This is a genomic window from Rhodococcus sp. GA1 (assembly GCF_024321955.1).
In the GTDB taxonomy this organism is placed as follows: Bacteria; Actinomycetota; Actinomycetes; order Mycobacteriales; family Mycobacteriaceae; genus Rhodococcus; species Rhodococcus pyridinivorans.
This window is the reverse complement of the sequence record NZ_CP097186.1, coordinates 4,012,514-4,027,540: the sequence shown is the minus strand read 5'-3', so window position 1 is coordinate 4,027,540 and position 15,027 is coordinate 4,012,514. Positions and strand designations below refer to the sequence as shown.

Sequence of the window (15,027 nt, the reverse complement as noted above, 5' to 3'; positions counted from 1 at the left end):
CGACATGGCTAGGCTTCGCGCCATGGCTGGAGACATCGTCCCGATCGAGCTCGGTCTCACCGACGGCAACCTCGTGACGCTCTGGGCGCCGCGCTGGCGCGAAGGCGACGACGAGTGGGAGGCATTCCTCGGCCACGGCGACGATCTGTACGCCTTCCCGTCGGTCCCCGAGCTCGTCGCGTTCGTGCGTTCGGGTGCCGACAACGACCTCGTCGAGCACGAGGCGTGGCCGATCGTGTCCAAGCTTGCGGCCTCGGAGTTCGAACCCGACGAACCGCACACCTACGACCTCGTCGGCGTCCCCGAACTCGTGGCCGACGATCCGGATCCCGTGTCGGTGTCCGAGCTGCAGGACACCTTCGACATCGTGAGCATCCTCGGCGACGTCTGCGATCTCGACGTCGTGACGAAGTTCTTCGAACGCGAGGAGATCGACCTCCTGTTGCAGCACGGCGTCTCGGCCTTCCGCACGCGCGAGGGCCTCGACCTGTGGAATCGCGTCGGGACCGCGGTCGCGCAGGATTGGGACGGCGTGATCGACGCGCTCGACGCCGTGATCTCCACTCCCGACGTCGATGCTGCCGTGGTCGCCGAGATCGAATCCGAGCTCGTCGCGGTCGACGAGAACGAGGTCGAGGCCGACGACACGGTCGAGGACGTCGACGCCGACGACGAGTACGAGTTCATCGACACCGATGACGAGGACGACGGCTACGAGTTCTGGGCCCGGGTCGGCATCGATCCCATCCGGATCATCACGACCGACGGCACCTGGTACTCGCTGCGGTGCTACGTGAACGACGACGCCGTCTTCCTCGGCCACGACGGCACGATCGACGTCTTCCCGTCCGAGCGCGCGCTGGCCCGCCACCTCGCCGACAACCACGACCACGACCTCGCGACGCTCGAGCCGTACACGGAGATCCAGCTCGCCGCCGTCGACGGATCGCTCGACGTGACGGTCACCGACGACAACGTCTATGTGCTCACCGGGATCGCCGACGACATCGCTCAGGGTGTTGCGGCCGTCGACCCCGACCAGCTCGAACTCGCGGTCGAGTTGTTCGTCGACGCAGCGAACTTCGCGGACGATGACTCGACGGAGGCCGCGCTCGCCGCGTCCACGGAACTCGGCTGGTTCGTCAACCACGTGATCGAACCCGACTCGGGACGCACGGCACCCAAGCCGCCGTTCGACACCGAATCCCTCGCCTGGCGCGAGCTCGAGCGCGAGTTCGAAGCGCGACTGCGTCGGCACTGACGCGCGTCGCGTCGGGTCGGCACTGACGCGGGTCGCGTCGGGTCGGCACTGACGCGGGTCGCGTCGGGTAGGCACTGACGGCAGCTCCACTTGGGCACTCCGGCGCGCGAAGTGGTCACAAGAGCGCGTTGTAACGCGCTCCGATGACCATTTCCCGCCCCGCGCACCCATAGAGGTATCTGCGGGTCGCGGTCTCTACCCGACGAGGACGGCGTATCCAGGCTTGATGACGTCGTCGATCAGTTCCAGTCGCTGGTCGAACGGGAGGAAGGCCGACTTCATCGCGTTGATCGTGAACCGTTCGAGGTCGACCCAGCTGTAGTCGAAGGTCTCGACGAGCCGCACCATCTCCTGCGTCATCGTGGTGTCGCTCATCAACCGGTTGTCGGTGTTGACGGTGACGCGGAAGCGCAGGCGGGCCAGCAGGTCGAAGGGATGCTCGGCGAGCGTGCGCACCGCGCCGGTCTGCACGTTCGACGACGGGCACAGTTCGAGGGGGATGCGCTTGTCGCGGATGTAGTTCGCGAGCCGGCCCAGAGTGGCGGTTCCGTCGTCGTGCACTTCGATGTCGTCGACGATGCGCACACCGTGGCCGAGTCTGTCGGTGCCGCAGAAGGCGACCGCTTCGTGGATGGACGGGAGCCCGAACGCCTCACCGGCGTGGATCGTGAAGTGCGCGTTGGCCGCGCGGGTGTACTCGAAGGCGTCGAGATGACGGCTGGGCGGGTTGCCCGCTTCGGCGCCGGCGATGTCGAATCCCGCCACGCCGCGGTCCCGGAAGCGCACGGCGAGTTCGGCGATCTCCAACGAGCGTGCAGCGTGCCGCATCGCAGTGAGCAGGCAGCGCACCCGGATGCGACGACCACCGGCGGCCACCTCCGATTCCCCGGCTCGGAAGCCTTCGAGGACGCGCTCGACGACCTCGTCCAGAGACAGTCCCTTCTCCAGGTGCTGCTCGGGCGCAAACCGCACCTCGGCGTACACCACGCCGTCGTCGGCGAGGTCGAGGACGCACTCGCGTGCGACGCGTTCGAGTCCTTCTGCCGTCTGCATCACGGCGACGGTGTGCTCGAAGGTCTCGAGATAGCGCTCGAGCGACCCACTGTCGGCGGATTCGCGGAACCAGCGGGCGAGATCCGCTTCGGTGTCCGCGGGCAACGACCACCCGCACGCGTCCGCGAGTTCGAGGACCGTCCGGGGACGGAGTCCGCCGTCCAGGTGATCGTGTAGGACCACTTTGGGTGCGGTGCGAACGAGTTCGGGAGTCAGACGGCCGTTCATGATCGGGACGGTAGTCGGCGGCGGCCGGTTCCGCTCGGTCTCCGGCCACCGAGCCCCTACGCCCGGATCCGTTCGATCACGAGCGGCTGCCGAACGGGGGCCGTGTCGGAGATTCGGACACCGCCGCGGAGGGCGGCGAGCGCGTCGGGGATACGTCCCGGAGTGTCGGTGTGCAGCGTCGCGATCGGCTGCCCCGCGCGGACGCGATCACCGAGGACCGCGTGCAGTTCGATACCGGCCCCGGGCTGCACGTCCTGACCCTGCCGTTCGCGACCGGCTCCGAGCCGCCAGGCGGCGATACCGACCTTGTACGCGTCGAGTTCGGAGACCACCCCGTCCGCGTCGGCGTGGAAGGTCTCGGTGTGGGTCGCGACCGGCAACGGCGCCGCGGGGTCGCCGCCCTGGGCGGCGATCATCGCGTTCCACCGGTCCATTGCGGTGCCGTCGCGCAGTCGGTCGGCGGGATCGACATCGTCGACACCGGCGGCGGCGAGCATCTCGCGGGCCAGGGCCAGGGTCAGCTCGACGACGTCGTCGGGTCCGCCGCCGGCGAGCACCTCGACGGCCTCCCGGACCTCGAGCGCGTTGCCCGCCGTGCGCCCGAGCGGGCTGTCCATGCGGGTGAGCAGGGCCGTCGTGGGCAGCCCTTCGTCGGTGCCGAGTTCGACCATGGTGCGCGCCAGCTCGCGGGCCTCGCCGAGTTCCTTCATGAAGGCGCCGCTGCCGACCTTCACATCGAGGACGAGGGCTCCGGTGCCCTCGGCGATCTTCTTGCTCATGATCGAGCTGGCGATGAGCGGGATCGACTCGACGGTCCCGGTGACGTCGCGCAGCGCGTAGAGCTTGCGGTCGGCGGGGGCGAGATCGGCACTCGCCGCGCACACGACCGCACCGACGGCCGGGTCGCTGAGAATCTCGGCGATCTCCGCGGTGGTCAGATCGGCCTTCCAGCCGGGGATCGCCTCGAGCTTGTCCAGGGTGCCGCCGGTGTGACCGAGACCGCGGCCCGACAATTGCGGGACCGCGACGCCGCAGGCCGCGACGAGCGGTGCGAGCGGCAGTGTGATCTTGTCCCCCACACCGCCTGTCGAGTGTTTGTCGACGGTGCGCAGGCCGAGAGCGGAGAAGTCGAGACGACGACCGGAGTCGATCATGGCGGTGGTCCAGCGTGCCGTCTCGACCCGACTCATGCCGCGGAACCAGACTGCCATCGCCAGGGCCGACATCTGGGCGTCGGAGACGATCTCGTGGGTGAACGCCTCGATGACCCAGTCGATCTCGGCGCCGGAGAGCTCGTGTCCGTCGCGCTTGCGGCGGATGACGGTGACGATGTCAGGCACGGCGGTCCTCGTTCTCCCGCACGGCCGCCAGATCGTCGGGGCCGAACGCGTCGGGGAGGAGCTCGCAGAGGCGACGCGGGCCACCCTGGGCGTCGACCTCGAGATCGGGACCGCCGTGTTCGAGGAGCACCTGCCGGCACCGGCCGCACGGGGTCAGGACGTGGCCTCGGGAGTCGCAGACGGCGACGGCCCGCAGACGCCCTCCACCCTGGGCGAACAAGTTACCGACGAGTACACATTCGGCACACAGTCCCAGTCCGTGTGAGACATTTTCCACATTGCACCCGAAGACCATCCGACCGTCGACGGTGAGGCCGGCAGCCCCCACCGGGAACCCGGAGTAGGGGGCGTAGGCTCGACCCATCACCTCATGTGCTTTGGCGCGCAACATTTTCCAGTCGATGTCCGGCATGGTTCCCCATCCTGTCACGGTGGCGTGGACGACGGTAAACGACCCCCACTGCGCCAGATCACAGTTGGAAAGGCAAACCTAACTTCGCTTTTGGGGCCTGTACGAATGGCGCAGGAGATTGGTTCCCGAGTTTGGGATGGGTCTAGAGTCGATCCAAGTCGGTTCAGGTTCACGTCGGGCCCGTACTGCGGAATCCCCCACAGGTAGGAGCAGCTCGACGCGTCCACCATTGACGTTGGAGGCACAGCACTCGATGAGCAGCACGACTGAAGCCGCCCCCGCAAAGGCGGGGCGCACACGGTCGCTTTACCGGGGAGACCCCGGCATGTGGTCCTGGGTATTGCACCGGATCACGGGCGTGGCGACATTCTTCTTCCTTTTCGTCCACGTCCTCGACACCGCACTCGTCCGGGTCAACCCCGAGACCTACGACGCGGTGATCGATACGTACAAGAACCCGATCGTCGGCCTCATGGAGCTCGGCCTGGTCGCGATGGTCCTGTACCACGCACTCAACGGCCTGCGGGTCATGCTCGTGGACTTCTGGTCGAAGGGCCCGAAGTACCAGCGCGTGATGCTCTGGACGATCCTCGCGATCTGGTTCGTGGTGATGATCCCCGCGGCCGTTCGCATCCTCTTCAACACGTTTGCGGGGCACTGACATGACCGAAGCGAAGACTCTGGGTAAGGAATACGACCGGCCCGCAGGCCTCGACAACCCGCGCACGCCGCGGCGTGCCGCGAAGAACAACTTCGAGCTCTACGCCTGGTTGTTCATGCGCCTGTCCGGCCTGGCCCTGATCATCCTGGTCCTCGGTCACCTCTTCATCATGCTGATGCTCGATGACGGCGTGCACCGCATCAACTTCGCGTTCGTCGCAGGCCGCTGGTCCAGCCCGTTCTGGCAGTTCTGGGACCTGTCGATGCTGTGGCTCGCACAGCTCCACGGCGGTAACGGTCTGCGCACCGTCATCGCGGACTACGCACGTAAGGACTCCACCCGGTTCTGGCTCAACACGATCCTCGTCGTGTCGATGATCCTGATCATGGGCCTGGGCACCTACGTGATCTTCACCTTCGACCCGAACATCACGGCGAGCTAGGGGAGCCGAACCTTCATGCAGGAACATCGTTACGACGTAGTCATCGTCGGCGCCGGCGGCGCCGGCATGCGTGCGGCCATCGAAGCCGGCCCGCGTGCGCGCACCGCAGTGCTCACGAAGCTCTACCCCACCCGCAGCCACACCGGCGCCGCTCAGGGTGGCATGTGCGCCGCCCTCGCGAACGTCGAAGAGGACAACTGGGAGTGGCACACCTTCGACACCGTCAAGGGTGGCGACTACCTGGTCGACCAGGACGCTGCGGAGATCATGGCCAAGGAGGCCATCGACGCCGTTCTCGACCTCGAGAAGATGGGTCTTCCGTTCAACCGGACGCCCGAGGGCAAGATCGACCAGCGTCGCTTCGGTGGTCACACCCGCGACCACGGTAAGGCCCCGGTCCGTCGCGCGTGCTACGCCGCCGACCGCACCGGCCACATGATTCTGCAGACGCTGTACCAGAACTGCGTCAAGCACGACGTCGAGTTCTTCAACGAGTTCTACGCACTCGACATCACCCTCACCGAAACCGAGAACGGTCCCGTCGCGACGGGTGTCATCGCGTACGAGCTCGCGACCGGCGAGATCCACGTCTTCCACGCCAAGGCCATCGTCTTCGCGACGGGCGGCTCGGGCCGTATGTACAAGACGACGTCGAACGCCCACACCCTCACCGGTGACGGCCTCGGCATCATCTTCCGCAAGGGCCTCCCGCTCGAGGACATGGAGTTCCACCAGTTCCATCCCACGGGCCTGGCCGGTCTCGGCATCCTCATCTCGGAGGCCGTGCGCGGTGAGGGCGGCATCCTCCGCAACGCCGACGGCGAGCGGTTCATGGAGCGCTACGCCCCCACCATCAAGGACCTCGCGCCCCGCGACATCGTCGCCCGCTCGATGGTGCTCGAGGTGCTCGAGGGTCGCGGCGCCGGACCGAACAAGGATTACGTCTACATCGACGTGACCCACCTCGGCGAGGACGTCCTCGAGGAGAAGCTCCCCGACATCACCGAGTTCTCCCGCACCTACCTCGGTGTCGACCCCGTCACCGAGCTCGTGCCCGTGTTCCCGACCTGCCACTACGTCATGGGCGGTATCCCGACCAACGTCGACGGCGAGGTCCTCCGCGACAACGAGAACGTCGTGCCCGGCCTGTACGCGGCCGGCGAGTGCGCGTGCGTGTCCGTCCACGGCGCCAACCGTCTCGGCACCAACTCGCTGCTCGACATCAACGTCTTCGGTCGTCGCGCCGGCATCGCCGCCGCGGAGTACGCCAACAGCACGAAGCACGTCGAGATGCCCGAGCAGCCGACGAAGTACGTCGACGACTGGCTCGATCTGATCCTGCACCAGGGCGGCAAGGAGCGGGTGGCCGACATCCGCACCGAGCTGCAGCAGACGATGGACAACAACGCGTCGGTGTTCCGCACCGAGGAGACGTTGACGCAGGCGCTCAACGACATCCACGAGCTGAAGAAGCGCTACAAGGAGATCACGGTCCACGACAAGGGCAAGCGCTACAACAGCGACCTGCTCGAGGCGCTGGAGCTCGGCTTCCTCCTCGAGATGGCCGAGGTCACCGTCGTCGGCGCGCTGAACCGCAAGGAATCGCGTGGCGGACACGCCCGCGAGGACTACCCGAAGCGCGACGACGAGAACTACCTCAAGCACACCATGGCGTACAAGGTGGGCGAGGAACTGATCTCCGACATTCGCCTGGACTACAAGCCGGTGGTCCAGACCCGGTACGAGCCCATGGAGCGTAAGTACTGATGACAACCATCGAGAAGACCGACACGGGCGCGTCGACACTGCCACCCGTGCCCGAGGGCGCGACGATGGTCACCCTCAAGATCGCCCGGTTCAACCCGGAGGACGACAAGGGTCAGCACTGGGATTCGTTCCAGGTGCCGGCGCTGCCGTCCGACCGTCTGCTCAACCTGTTGGGCTACGTCAAGGGTTACCTCGACGGCACGCTCACCTTCCGTCGCAGCTGCGCCCACGGCGTGTGCGGCTCGGACGCGATGCGTGTCAACGGCGTCAACCGTCTCGCCTGCAAGATCCTCATGAAGGACATGCTGGACAAGAACGGCAAGGACGTCACGATCACGATCGAGCCGATCCGTGGCCTTCCGGTCGAGAAGGACCTCGTCGTCGACATGGAACCCTTCTTCGACGCCTACCGCGCCGTGAAGCCGTTCCTCATCGCCTCCGGCAACGAGCCGACCCGCGAGCGTATCCAGTCGCAGGCCGACCGTGCCCGGTTCGACGACACCACCAAGTGCATCCTGTGCGCGTGCTGCACCACCTCGTGCCCGGTGTACTGGAGCGACGGCAGCTACTTCGGCCCCGCCGCGATCGTCAACGCGCACCGGTTCATCTTCGATTCGCGTGACGAGGGTGCCTCCGAGCGGCTGGACATCCTCAACGACAAGGAAGGCGTGTGGCGCTGCCGCACCACCTTCAACTGCACCGACGCGTGCCCCCGTGGCATCCAGGTGACGAAGGCGATCCAGGAGGTCAAGCGCGCGCTCATGTTCGCTCGCTGATCACCTCGCACGACAGCAGGTCCGTCCCTTCGGGGACGGGCCTGCTGTCGTCGGTGCCCACTCCGCTGTGCCCACTCCGCTGCGCCCACTCCGCTGTGCCCACTCCCCTGTGCCCACTCCGCTGTGCCCACTCCCCTGTGCTCCGTTGCCGGTGGCCGCACCGATGCGGATCAGCGTCCGCGTGCGAACAGGAAGCCCGCGACCCACCCCGACCGCGAAGATGATGACGAGCACCAGCCACAGCGGTGCCTGCAGCGAGATCCAGAAGAGGTCGATGCTCGTACTGTTGCGGTTCTGGAGAACGAACAGCGCAGCGAGCAGGACCAGGACGGCCGCGAGCGCTCTGCGCGGAGTCACCCGGAACGCGCGTTGGGGCGCGGCGGATCGCGACTGTTTTGCCACGCCTCCATCGTCGCCCGTTCGCGGCACGATCGGCACCCCCGAACCGAGTTTTCACCCCGGGAGTTCGCTCATTTCCTCCGGAAGCGCAGCCCGGCGAGGAGTCCACCGACCAGGCCCGCACCGAGGATTGCGGCGCCGCGGCGCGCGTCGAGACCCTCGTGCACCTCGAGGCGAGGCGTGATGACCGCCCCCGTGGGTGCGGGATGGTGTGCGAGTGCGAGGCTCGCTCGGGACGTCGCTGCGAACGCGGTGCAGAAGAGCACCAGGCGGGCCGTGAGGTTACCGAACACGAGGATGCCGAGGATCGGGCCGAAGGCGACGCCCGCCGGGCCGTTGAGCACACGTTCGAGGTAGATCGAACCCGTCTGCTTGAGCAGTTCGAAACCGATCCCGGCGATCGCACCCGCGACGAGCGCGCTGCGGAACGGAACGGGTTCGCGGGGCAGGCGAGCGATCACCCAGGTGAACACCAGACCGGTGGCGGCAGTGGCCGCCACCAGAGCCAGAATTCGCAGACCCACGCCGATGCCGACGAGATTCTCCATGTTGAGCAGCTCGACGATCCTGCGCGCGATCGGACCGCTGCTCAGCGCCGAGAGCCCCAACGACACGGTCATCGCGAGTCCGAGACTGAGAAGTGCGCCCCCGTCGCGCAACTTCACTACGAAGAAGTTGCCCTTGTCGCGCGGGTGCTCCCACATGGCGGTGAGGGCTTCGCGAAGATTCGTGATCCAGCCCAGACCGGCATACGAGGCGGTGAGCAGGCCGATGAGGCCGACCGCGCCGCGGGATTCGATCGCCGAGTCGATCAAGCTCTGCACGGTGCCGCCGAGCTGACCGGGAATGTTCTCGGAGATGACCTGCCGGATCTCGTCGAGCAGTTCGGGTCGCCCGGCAAGCACGAAACCGGCCAGCGAGAACACGACCATGATGATCGGGACGATTGCCAGCACCGTGAAGTAGGTCAGACCGGCCGCGTAGTAGTCGCCCTTGTTCTCCTGGTACCGAACCCCGGCCCGGAGGATGCGGTCGAGCACGGGATGGGCCGCGCGTTGACGCTCGAGAAATCCCGGCTTCTCGTCGGGTTCACCGGCCATCCGGGTGCTCCTTCGTCTAGGTCCGCGGCAGGAAACCCACCTTGTCATAGACCTGCGCCAAGGTGCGGGATGCGACCTCGCGAGCGCGGTCCGCGCCGCCCGCAAGAATGCGGTTCAGTTCGGCCGGGTCGGCCAGGTACTCGTCGACCTTGGTGCGGATCGGGGTGACGAACTCGATGAGGACCTCTGCGGTGTCGGCCTTCAGATCGCCGTAACCCTTGCCCTCGTAGCCGGCGACGAGTTCGTCGACGCTGCGACCCGACAGCGCAGACTGGATCGTGAGCAGGTTCGACACCCCGGGCTTGTTCTCCCGGTCGAAACGGATCTCGCGCTCGTTGTCGGTCACCGCGGAGCGGATCTTCTTCGCCGACACCTTCGGATCGTCGAGGAGATTGATCAGGCCCGCGTCGGTCGTCGCGGACTTGCTCATCTTCGACGTCGGATCCTGCAGATCGTAGATCTTCGCGGTCTCCTTCACGATCGTCGGCTCGGGGACGACGAAGGTCTTGCCGAAGCGGGAGTTGAAGCGCTGCGCGAGATCTCGCGTGAGTTCGAGGTGCTGACGCTGGTCCTCCCCCACCGGCACGTGGCTCGCGCGGTAGAGCAGGATGTCGGCGGCCATGAGGATCGGATAGGTGAACAGGCCGACGCCGGCGTGCTCGGTGCCCTGCTTGGCCGACTTGTCCTTGAACTGCGTCATCCGGCTGGCCTCACCGAAACCGGTGATGCAGCTCAGGACCCAGGCGAGCTCGGCGTGCTCGGGCACCTGGCTCTGCACGAACAGCACGGACTTCTCCGGATCGATACCGATGGCGAGCAACTGCGCCACGGAGACGAGCACTCGCTTGCGCAGCAGCTTCGGCTCGTGCGGAACGGTGATCGCGTGCAGGTCGGGGATGAAGTAGAAGGCGTCGTTCTCGTCCTGCGCCGGAACCCACTGCGCCAGCGCCCCGAGGAAGTTCCCGAGGTGGAACGAATCCGAGGTGGGCTGGATGCCGGACAGCACACGGGGGCGGGCCTTCGGCTTCGTGGCGTTCTGTTCTGCAGTGCTCGACATGCCGTCGATGATTCCACGCAGGCCACGCCGCGCTGCGACCGAGGTGGGCACTTCTGCGCCGATCCGCAGAAGCGGTCAGCGATCGAAGGTCACGGTCACCGGTGCATGGTCGGACCAGCGCTGGTCGTAGCTCGCTGCGCGTTCGACGCGGGCCTCGCTCGCGCGGGCCGCCAGGCCCGGGGTCACGAGGTGGTAGTCGATGCGCCAGCCTGCGTCGGTGTCGAATGCCTTGCCGCGGTACGACCACCACGAATAGGGGCCCGCGACGTCGCCGTGGAGGTCGCGCACCACGTCGCGCCAGCCGGTCTCGAGGAGGTCGCCGACCCACGCGCGCTCCTCGGGCAGGAAGCCGGACTTCTTGACGTTGCCCTTCCAGTTCTTGATGTCCCGCTCGGTAGGGGCGATGTTCCAGTCGCCGCACACCACCATGTCGCGACCTGCGGCCGTCACCGCGGCGTACCGTTCGGCGAGGTAGGTCGCGAAGCTCTTCATGAAGTGTTCCTTCTCGTCCTGCTTCGGCGTCTGTGCTTCACCGGTCGGCAGGTAGAGGCTTCCCACCGTCACGTCGCCGAAGTCGGCCTCGATGTAGCGGCCGGCCGAGGCGAACTCGTCGACGTCGAATCCGACGCGGACGGCGTCCGCCGGGACACGCGAGAGGATCGCCACCCCGGCGCGGCCCTTGGCCGAGGACTCTGCGCCGACACAGTGCCATCCGGCCTCCAGCGCCGGGGCGATCGCGGCGTGGAACTGCTTCTCGGTGGCCCGCACCTCCTGCAGGCACACGATGTCGGCGGCCGACGAGGCGAGCCAGTCGACGAGACCCTTGGCTGCGGCTGCGCGCACGCCGTTGACGTTCACGGTGGTGATCACGAGAGGCACCGGGTCACCGTAGCCCACGCCGGCGATGCCACTGCTCCACCGTGGAAGGAGCCTGCCGTGAGAGTGGCTCACCCCACGACCGCGAGTTCCACAAGACGGAACACATTCACCATTTTCTCTCATTCAGCGGAACGTCCCGAGAGTATTAAAGATGGTTCGGTAATTGAGTGAGCGTAGATCATAACGAGAGCCTGGTGTGGTCGAGGAAGCCGTGACACACGGTCGTAGCTCGACCCGATCCGGGTCAGCCCTGCCTCGGTCGCCACACGAACCTCGTCGAGAGTATCGGGGCACAGGTTGGCCAGTTCGGTGGATTTCATGTTGCCCCAGACTTGTTCGATGGGATTGAGCTCGGGCGCATACGCCGGGAGACGTTCGACGTGGAGCCAGTCGCGCTGGGTCGCCAGCCACGCGGTCATCGCCCGGGACCGGTGGGCCATCAGTCCGTCCCAGAGCACGATGAGCTTCTCGCCGGCGAAGTGGCCACGCAGTTCGGTGAGGAACTCGATGAGTTTGTCGGTGTTGTAGGCACCGTCGGTCATGGAGAACACAAACGCACTGCGACTGCGGTCGGGCCGATAGGCCAGGACTCCGGCCATCGACAGGCGTTTCCAGGAGAACCGGTGATGCAGAACGGGTGTGTCGCCTTTCGGCGCCCAGGTTGCGCGGACCACCGGGAGCAGCGAGACGCCGCTTCCGTCCTGGAAGCAGATCCATGCACCTCGGCGCCGCGCTATTTTTTTATCCGCGGCCACTCATCTCTCGCGCCAGGCGACGATGGCGTCCTCGTCGCGTTCGACCGCGCGCCGTGCGGGCCGCCGCCGGCTCCAGCCGAGCCGGGTCCGCAGGATCGTCCAGGTCTGGGTGGGTCCGTAGGTCACGCGTCGAGCGCCACGTTGCTTTGCTTTCCGGTAGTTGGGCTCCTCGCCGGAACCAGTCTTCTTCCCTGCCATTCGTCAATGATCAAGCAGCGCGGTGTGAATCAAGTGCAACGACACACCCTATTACCGAAATATCTCTAGGTGAAGTCGGTGACCCACTTCCGGTTCGGCACCTCGGCGGTGAAGTCACGATCGACCAGGTCAGGCGCCCGATCTGCCTTCCGGCCGCCGGGGATCGTAGTACGATCCCGGCGCCCACGAGTCACACCGGACAGGCCCTCGTCGCGCATCAACCGATCCACCGTGTGCTTGCCGACCTCGTGGCCCTGGTTGCGCAGGTGCACGGTCATCTTGCGGCGCCCGTACAGCCCCTCCGCGGCGCCGACGGTGCCGAGCAATGCATTCGTGACATGCGCGTCGGCGACGGTCCGTTCCGACGGCGGAGCGGTTTTCCAGTTCCGGTACGTGCGTGGGGCGACCTTGACGGGCCGCTGCCGCCCAACCGGTCCGGTCCTTGCCCGTCGTGCAGTGGATGAGCGCCGGCCGTACCTCGGGGTCGGCGAGCGCGGTGTACAGATGCCGGTATGCGGCCAGTGCGCTGTCGGATCCGACTATGTCGCGGTAACTTTCGGCGAGTAGCTGTTCCGCCCGTCCGTCGGGGCGTCGGCGAGCACGTCGACCACCACGTGAGCGGTGCCCTCGGGAAGTCGGTCCGGCTGCGCCGCCCGCTCCATCTCCGTGCGCAGGTCGAACACGGTGTGCACGCCGAGCGCAGCGACGCGGCGACACCGACGTCGCTGAGGCGGTTGAGTTCGACCGAGCGGTACAGGGCACCCCGACGAACGTGGCTGCCGTCGGAGACCGGCCATCCACCGATGTCGCGGAGATTCGGCAGGCCGTCTATCACGATGAGTTCGCCGGCGGCGCGTTTCACGTTGCGTCTCGCAATCTGTCGGGATCGGTCGTGGGGAAGCCGGGACCGCGGCTTCCCCCACGACGGTCAGTGGGCGAAGTGCGTCTTCGCCGGTCGATCGGTGTTCTTGCCTCGCAGCTCCCCGGTCACGCTGTCGAGGGCGTCCGCCAGCTTGGCTGCCAGGTCGCGACTGAAGCCTTCGCGCAGCACGATCCGCAGAACCGCGACGTCCTCGGCATCCGCGGGCATCGTGTAGGCCGGGACCTGGAATCCGCGGGCGCGCAGTTCGTGTGAGACGTCGAAGACGGTGAATCCCGGGTCGTCGACGATTTCGAAAGACAGAACGGGAATGGCGGTGCCGTCGGTGATGACATGCATGTTGTCGATCTTGGAGATCCGTTCGGAGAGCATCAGTGCGGTGTCGCGCAGGGACTCCATGATCGCGGTGTAGCCGGCGACACCGAGTCGGATGAAGTTGTAGTACTGGCCGACGACCTGGTTTCCGGGGCGCGAGAAGTTGAGGGTGAACGTCGGCATGTCTCCGCCGAGGTAGTTGACCCGGAACACCAGGTCCTCGGGCAGGTGCTCCTTCGAGCGCCAGACGACGAATCCGATGCCCGGGTAGGTCATGCCGTACTTGTGGCCGCTGACGTTGATCGACACCACACGGGGAATCCGGAAGTCCCACTGCAGTTCCGGGTGCAGGAACGGAACCACGAAGCCACCACTCGCCGCGTCCACGTGCACCGGGACGTCGGGCCCGCCTGCGGCGGCGATCTCGTCCAGCGCCTCGGCGATCTCGGCGACGGGTTCGAGCTCCCCGGTGAAGGTGGTGCCGAGGATCGCGACGACACCGATGGTGTTCTCGTCGACTGCATCCCGGACCTGTTCCGGAGTGATGACGTAGCGCCCCTTCTCCATGGGCAGGTACTTCGGTTCGACGTCGAAGTAGCGGCAGAACTTCTCCCACACGACCTGTACGTTGCTGCCGAGGATGAGGTTCGGACGGGTGGCGTCCTCTCCCGCCTCCTGACGCTTCTGCCGCCACTGCCACTTCAGGGCCAGACCTGCGAGCATCACCGCCTCGGACGATCCCACGGTCGACACACCGGTTGCCGACGCGGGATCGGCGGTGAGGTTCTCCGCGTGGAACAGGTCGGCCACCATGTTCACGCAGCGGGTCTCGATCTCCGCGGTGGCCGGGTACTCGTCCTTGTCGATCATGTTCTTGTCGAAGGTCTCGGCCATCAGACGATCGGCCTGCGGGTCCATCCAGGTGGTGACGAACGTGGCCAGGTTCAGCCGTGAACTGCCGTCGAGCATCAGCTCGTCGTGAATGAACCGGTAGGCCGCCTCGGGGTCGGTTTCGGACTTCGGAAGGCGGAGCGCGGGGACCGGGTCGGTCCCGAGCCGTCCGGTGTATGCCGGGGCGAGAGTCTCCGCGGGGGCCGAGTTGCGTTCTGACATCTGTTCCTCCACCGGGTCGAACGGACGATCCTTGGCGTGTACGGGTCGAGCGGGGGGTGGCCGGTTCGGGGTGGATCAGACCTCGATCGGGGGGTAGAGGCGTTCCATCGTGTAGCGGCGGTTGCGTCGCACGGACACGGCGCTGGCCGTGAGCGTGACGAGGAGGATGCCGGTGAGTACCGCGATCGCGATCCGCAGCCTGGAGTCGACGTGACCGGCGACGGTGGGCTGCCGGAGCCCGTTCACCGTGTAGGTCATCGGGTCGAACGGGTGGATGCACTGGAATGGTTTCGCGGTGGTCGGCACCGGATAGATGCCGCCGGCCCGGATTCCTTCACCCGGGGCACCATCCGGTACCACGGGGAATCCCCAGCGCAGCTGTTCTGTGACC

16 protein-coding genes and 3 pseudogenes are annotated in these 15,027 nt (G+C 66.6%); 5 read left to right on the top strand and 14 right to left on the bottom strand.

Going from position 1 to position 15,027, the window contains the following annotated elements; genetic code table 11:
- Positions 1–22: 22 nt before the first annotated feature.
- Complete coding sequence (locus M3330_RS18800) at positions 23–1,261, top strand: hypothetical protein (protein ID WP_006550132.1); 1,239 nt, start codon at positions 23–25, stop codon at positions 1,259–1,261.
- A gap of 195 nt (positions 1,262–1,456) precedes the next feature.
- Here M3330_RS18800 and M3330_RS18795 read toward each other — a convergent pair whose 3' ends face one another.
- The 3 genes from M3330_RS18795 to M3330_RS18785 are packed head-to-tail and all read right to left on the bottom strand — an operon-like array spanning position 1,457 to position 4,294.
- On the bottom strand, positions 1,457–2,542 hold the full coding sequence (locus M3330_RS18795) for an adenosine deaminase (protein WP_006550131.1): 1,086 nt from the start codon (positions 2,540–2,542) through the stop codon (positions 1,457–1,459).
- A 56-nt stretch (positions 2,543–2,598) separates the two neighbouring features.
- On the bottom strand, positions 2,599–3,882 hold the full coding sequence (locus M3330_RS18790; RefSeq protein ID WP_024101555.1) for a thymidine phosphorylase: 1,284 nt from the start codon (positions 3,880–3,882) through the stop codon (positions 2,599–2,601).
- Entirely contained in the window at positions 3,875–4,294 is a 420-nt protein-coding gene (locus tag M3330_RS18785; protein WP_255025911.1) for a cytidine deaminase, read from the bottom strand. Before M3330_RS18785 ends, M3330_RS18790 begins: the two co-directional genes overlap by 8 nt.
- Positions 4,295–4,619: 325 nt before the next feature.
- Between M3330_RS18785 and sdhC the strand changes: the two genes are divergently transcribed.
- From sdhC to M3330_RS18765, 4 genes are read left to right on the top strand one after another with little or no spacing between them, the layout of a single operon-like run.
- Positions 4,620–4,955, top strand: a complete 336-nt coding sequence (gene sdhC / locus M3330_RS18780; RefSeq protein WP_006550128.1) for a succinate dehydrogenase, cytochrome b556 subunit — start codon at positions 4,620–4,622, stop codon at positions 4,953–4,955.
- Position 4,956: 1 nt separating this feature from the next.
- Positions 4,957–5,397 carry a succinate dehydrogenase hydrophobic membrane anchor subunit gene (locus M3330_RS18775; RefSeq protein ID WP_006550127.1) on the top strand — a complete coding sequence of 147 codons (441 nt, stop codon included), beginning with the start codon at positions 4,957–4,959 and terminating at the stop codon, positions 5,395–5,397.
- Between the two features lie 15 nt (positions 5,398–5,412).
- The gene (sdhA, locus tag M3330_RS18770) at positions 5,413–7,164 is read left to right on the top strand and encodes a succinate dehydrogenase flavoprotein subunit (protein ID WP_193902355.1); all 1,752 of its coding nucleotides are present in this window, start codon (positions 5,413–5,415) and stop codon (positions 7,162–7,164) included.
- The gene (locus tag M3330_RS18765; RefSeq protein ID WP_006550125.1) at positions 7,164–7,940 is read left to right on the top strand and encodes a succinate dehydrogenase iron-sulfur subunit; all 777 of its coding nucleotides are present in this window, start codon (positions 7,164–7,166) and stop codon (positions 7,938–7,940) included. The genes sdhA and M3330_RS18765 overlap by 1 nt, the downstream gene beginning before the upstream one ends.
- Here M3330_RS18765 and M3330_RS18760 read toward each other — a convergent pair whose 3' ends face one another.
- From M3330_RS18760 to M3330_RS18715, 11 genes and pseudogenes are all read right to left on the bottom strand, one after another.
- Positions 7,941–8,342, bottom strand: a complete 402-nt coding sequence (locus M3330_RS18760; protein ID WP_255025908.1) for a LapA family protein — start codon at positions 8,340–8,342, stop codon at positions 7,941–7,943. It lies immediately after the preceding gene.
- Positions 8,343–8,410: 68 nt separating this feature from the next.
- Positions 8,411–9,439: a YhjD/YihY/BrkB family envelope integrity protein gene (locus M3330_RS18755; protein WP_006550122.1), complete on the bottom strand. Its 1,029-nt coding sequence runs from the start codon at positions 9,437–9,439 to the stop codon at positions 8,411–8,413.
- A gap of 16 nt (positions 9,440–9,455) precedes the next feature.
- Entirely contained in the window at positions 9,456–10,496 is a 1,041-nt protein-coding gene (gene trpS / locus M3330_RS18750) for a tryptophan--tRNA ligase (RefSeq protein WP_024101559.1), read from the bottom strand.
- Positions 10,497–10,571: 75 nt separating this feature from the next.
- Positions 10,572–11,375 (bottom strand): exodeoxyribonuclease III, encoded by an 804-nt coding sequence (locus M3330_RS18745; protein WP_019288552.1) that lies wholly within the window; start codon positions 11,373–11,375, stop codon positions 10,572–10,574.
- A gap of 119 nt (positions 11,376–11,494) precedes the next feature.
- A complete protein-coding gene (locus tag M3330_RS18740; protein WP_255025907.1) occupies positions 11,495–12,130 on the bottom strand; it encodes an IS630 family transposase in 636 nt (211 codons plus the stop codon).
- Complete coding sequence (locus M3330_RS18735) at positions 12,131–12,328, bottom strand: winged helix-turn-helix domain-containing protein (RefSeq protein WP_200358356.1); 198 nt, start codon at positions 12,326–12,328, stop codon at positions 12,131–12,133.
- Positions 12,329–12,393: 65 nt separating this feature from the next.
- Complete coding sequence (locus M3330_RS18730) at positions 12,394–12,654, bottom strand: IS3 family transposase (protein WP_052227244.1); 261 nt, start codon at positions 12,652–12,654, stop codon at positions 12,394–12,396.
- 151 nt (positions 12,655–12,805) lie between these two features.
- Positions 12,806–13,045, bottom strand: a pseudogene (locus M3330_RS24525) (hypothetical protein); the annotation flags it as partial.
- A 49-nt stretch (positions 13,046–13,094) separates the two neighbouring features.
- Positions 13,095–13,163 (bottom strand): annotated as a pseudogene (locus M3330_RS24520) (hypothetical protein); the annotation flags it as partial.
- A 93-nt stretch (positions 13,164–13,256) separates the two neighbouring features.
- The gene (locus M3330_RS18720) at positions 13,257–14,636 is read right to left on the bottom strand and encodes a glutamate decarboxylase (protein ID WP_064060921.1); all 1,380 of its coding nucleotides are present in this window, start codon (positions 14,634–14,636) and stop codon (positions 13,257–13,259) included.
- A 75-nt stretch (positions 14,637–14,711) separates the two neighbouring features.
- A pseudogene (locus M3330_RS18715) lies at positions 14,712–14,966 on the bottom strand (hypothetical protein); the annotation flags it as partial.
- Between the last annotated feature and the right edge of the window lie 61 nt (positions 14,967–15,027).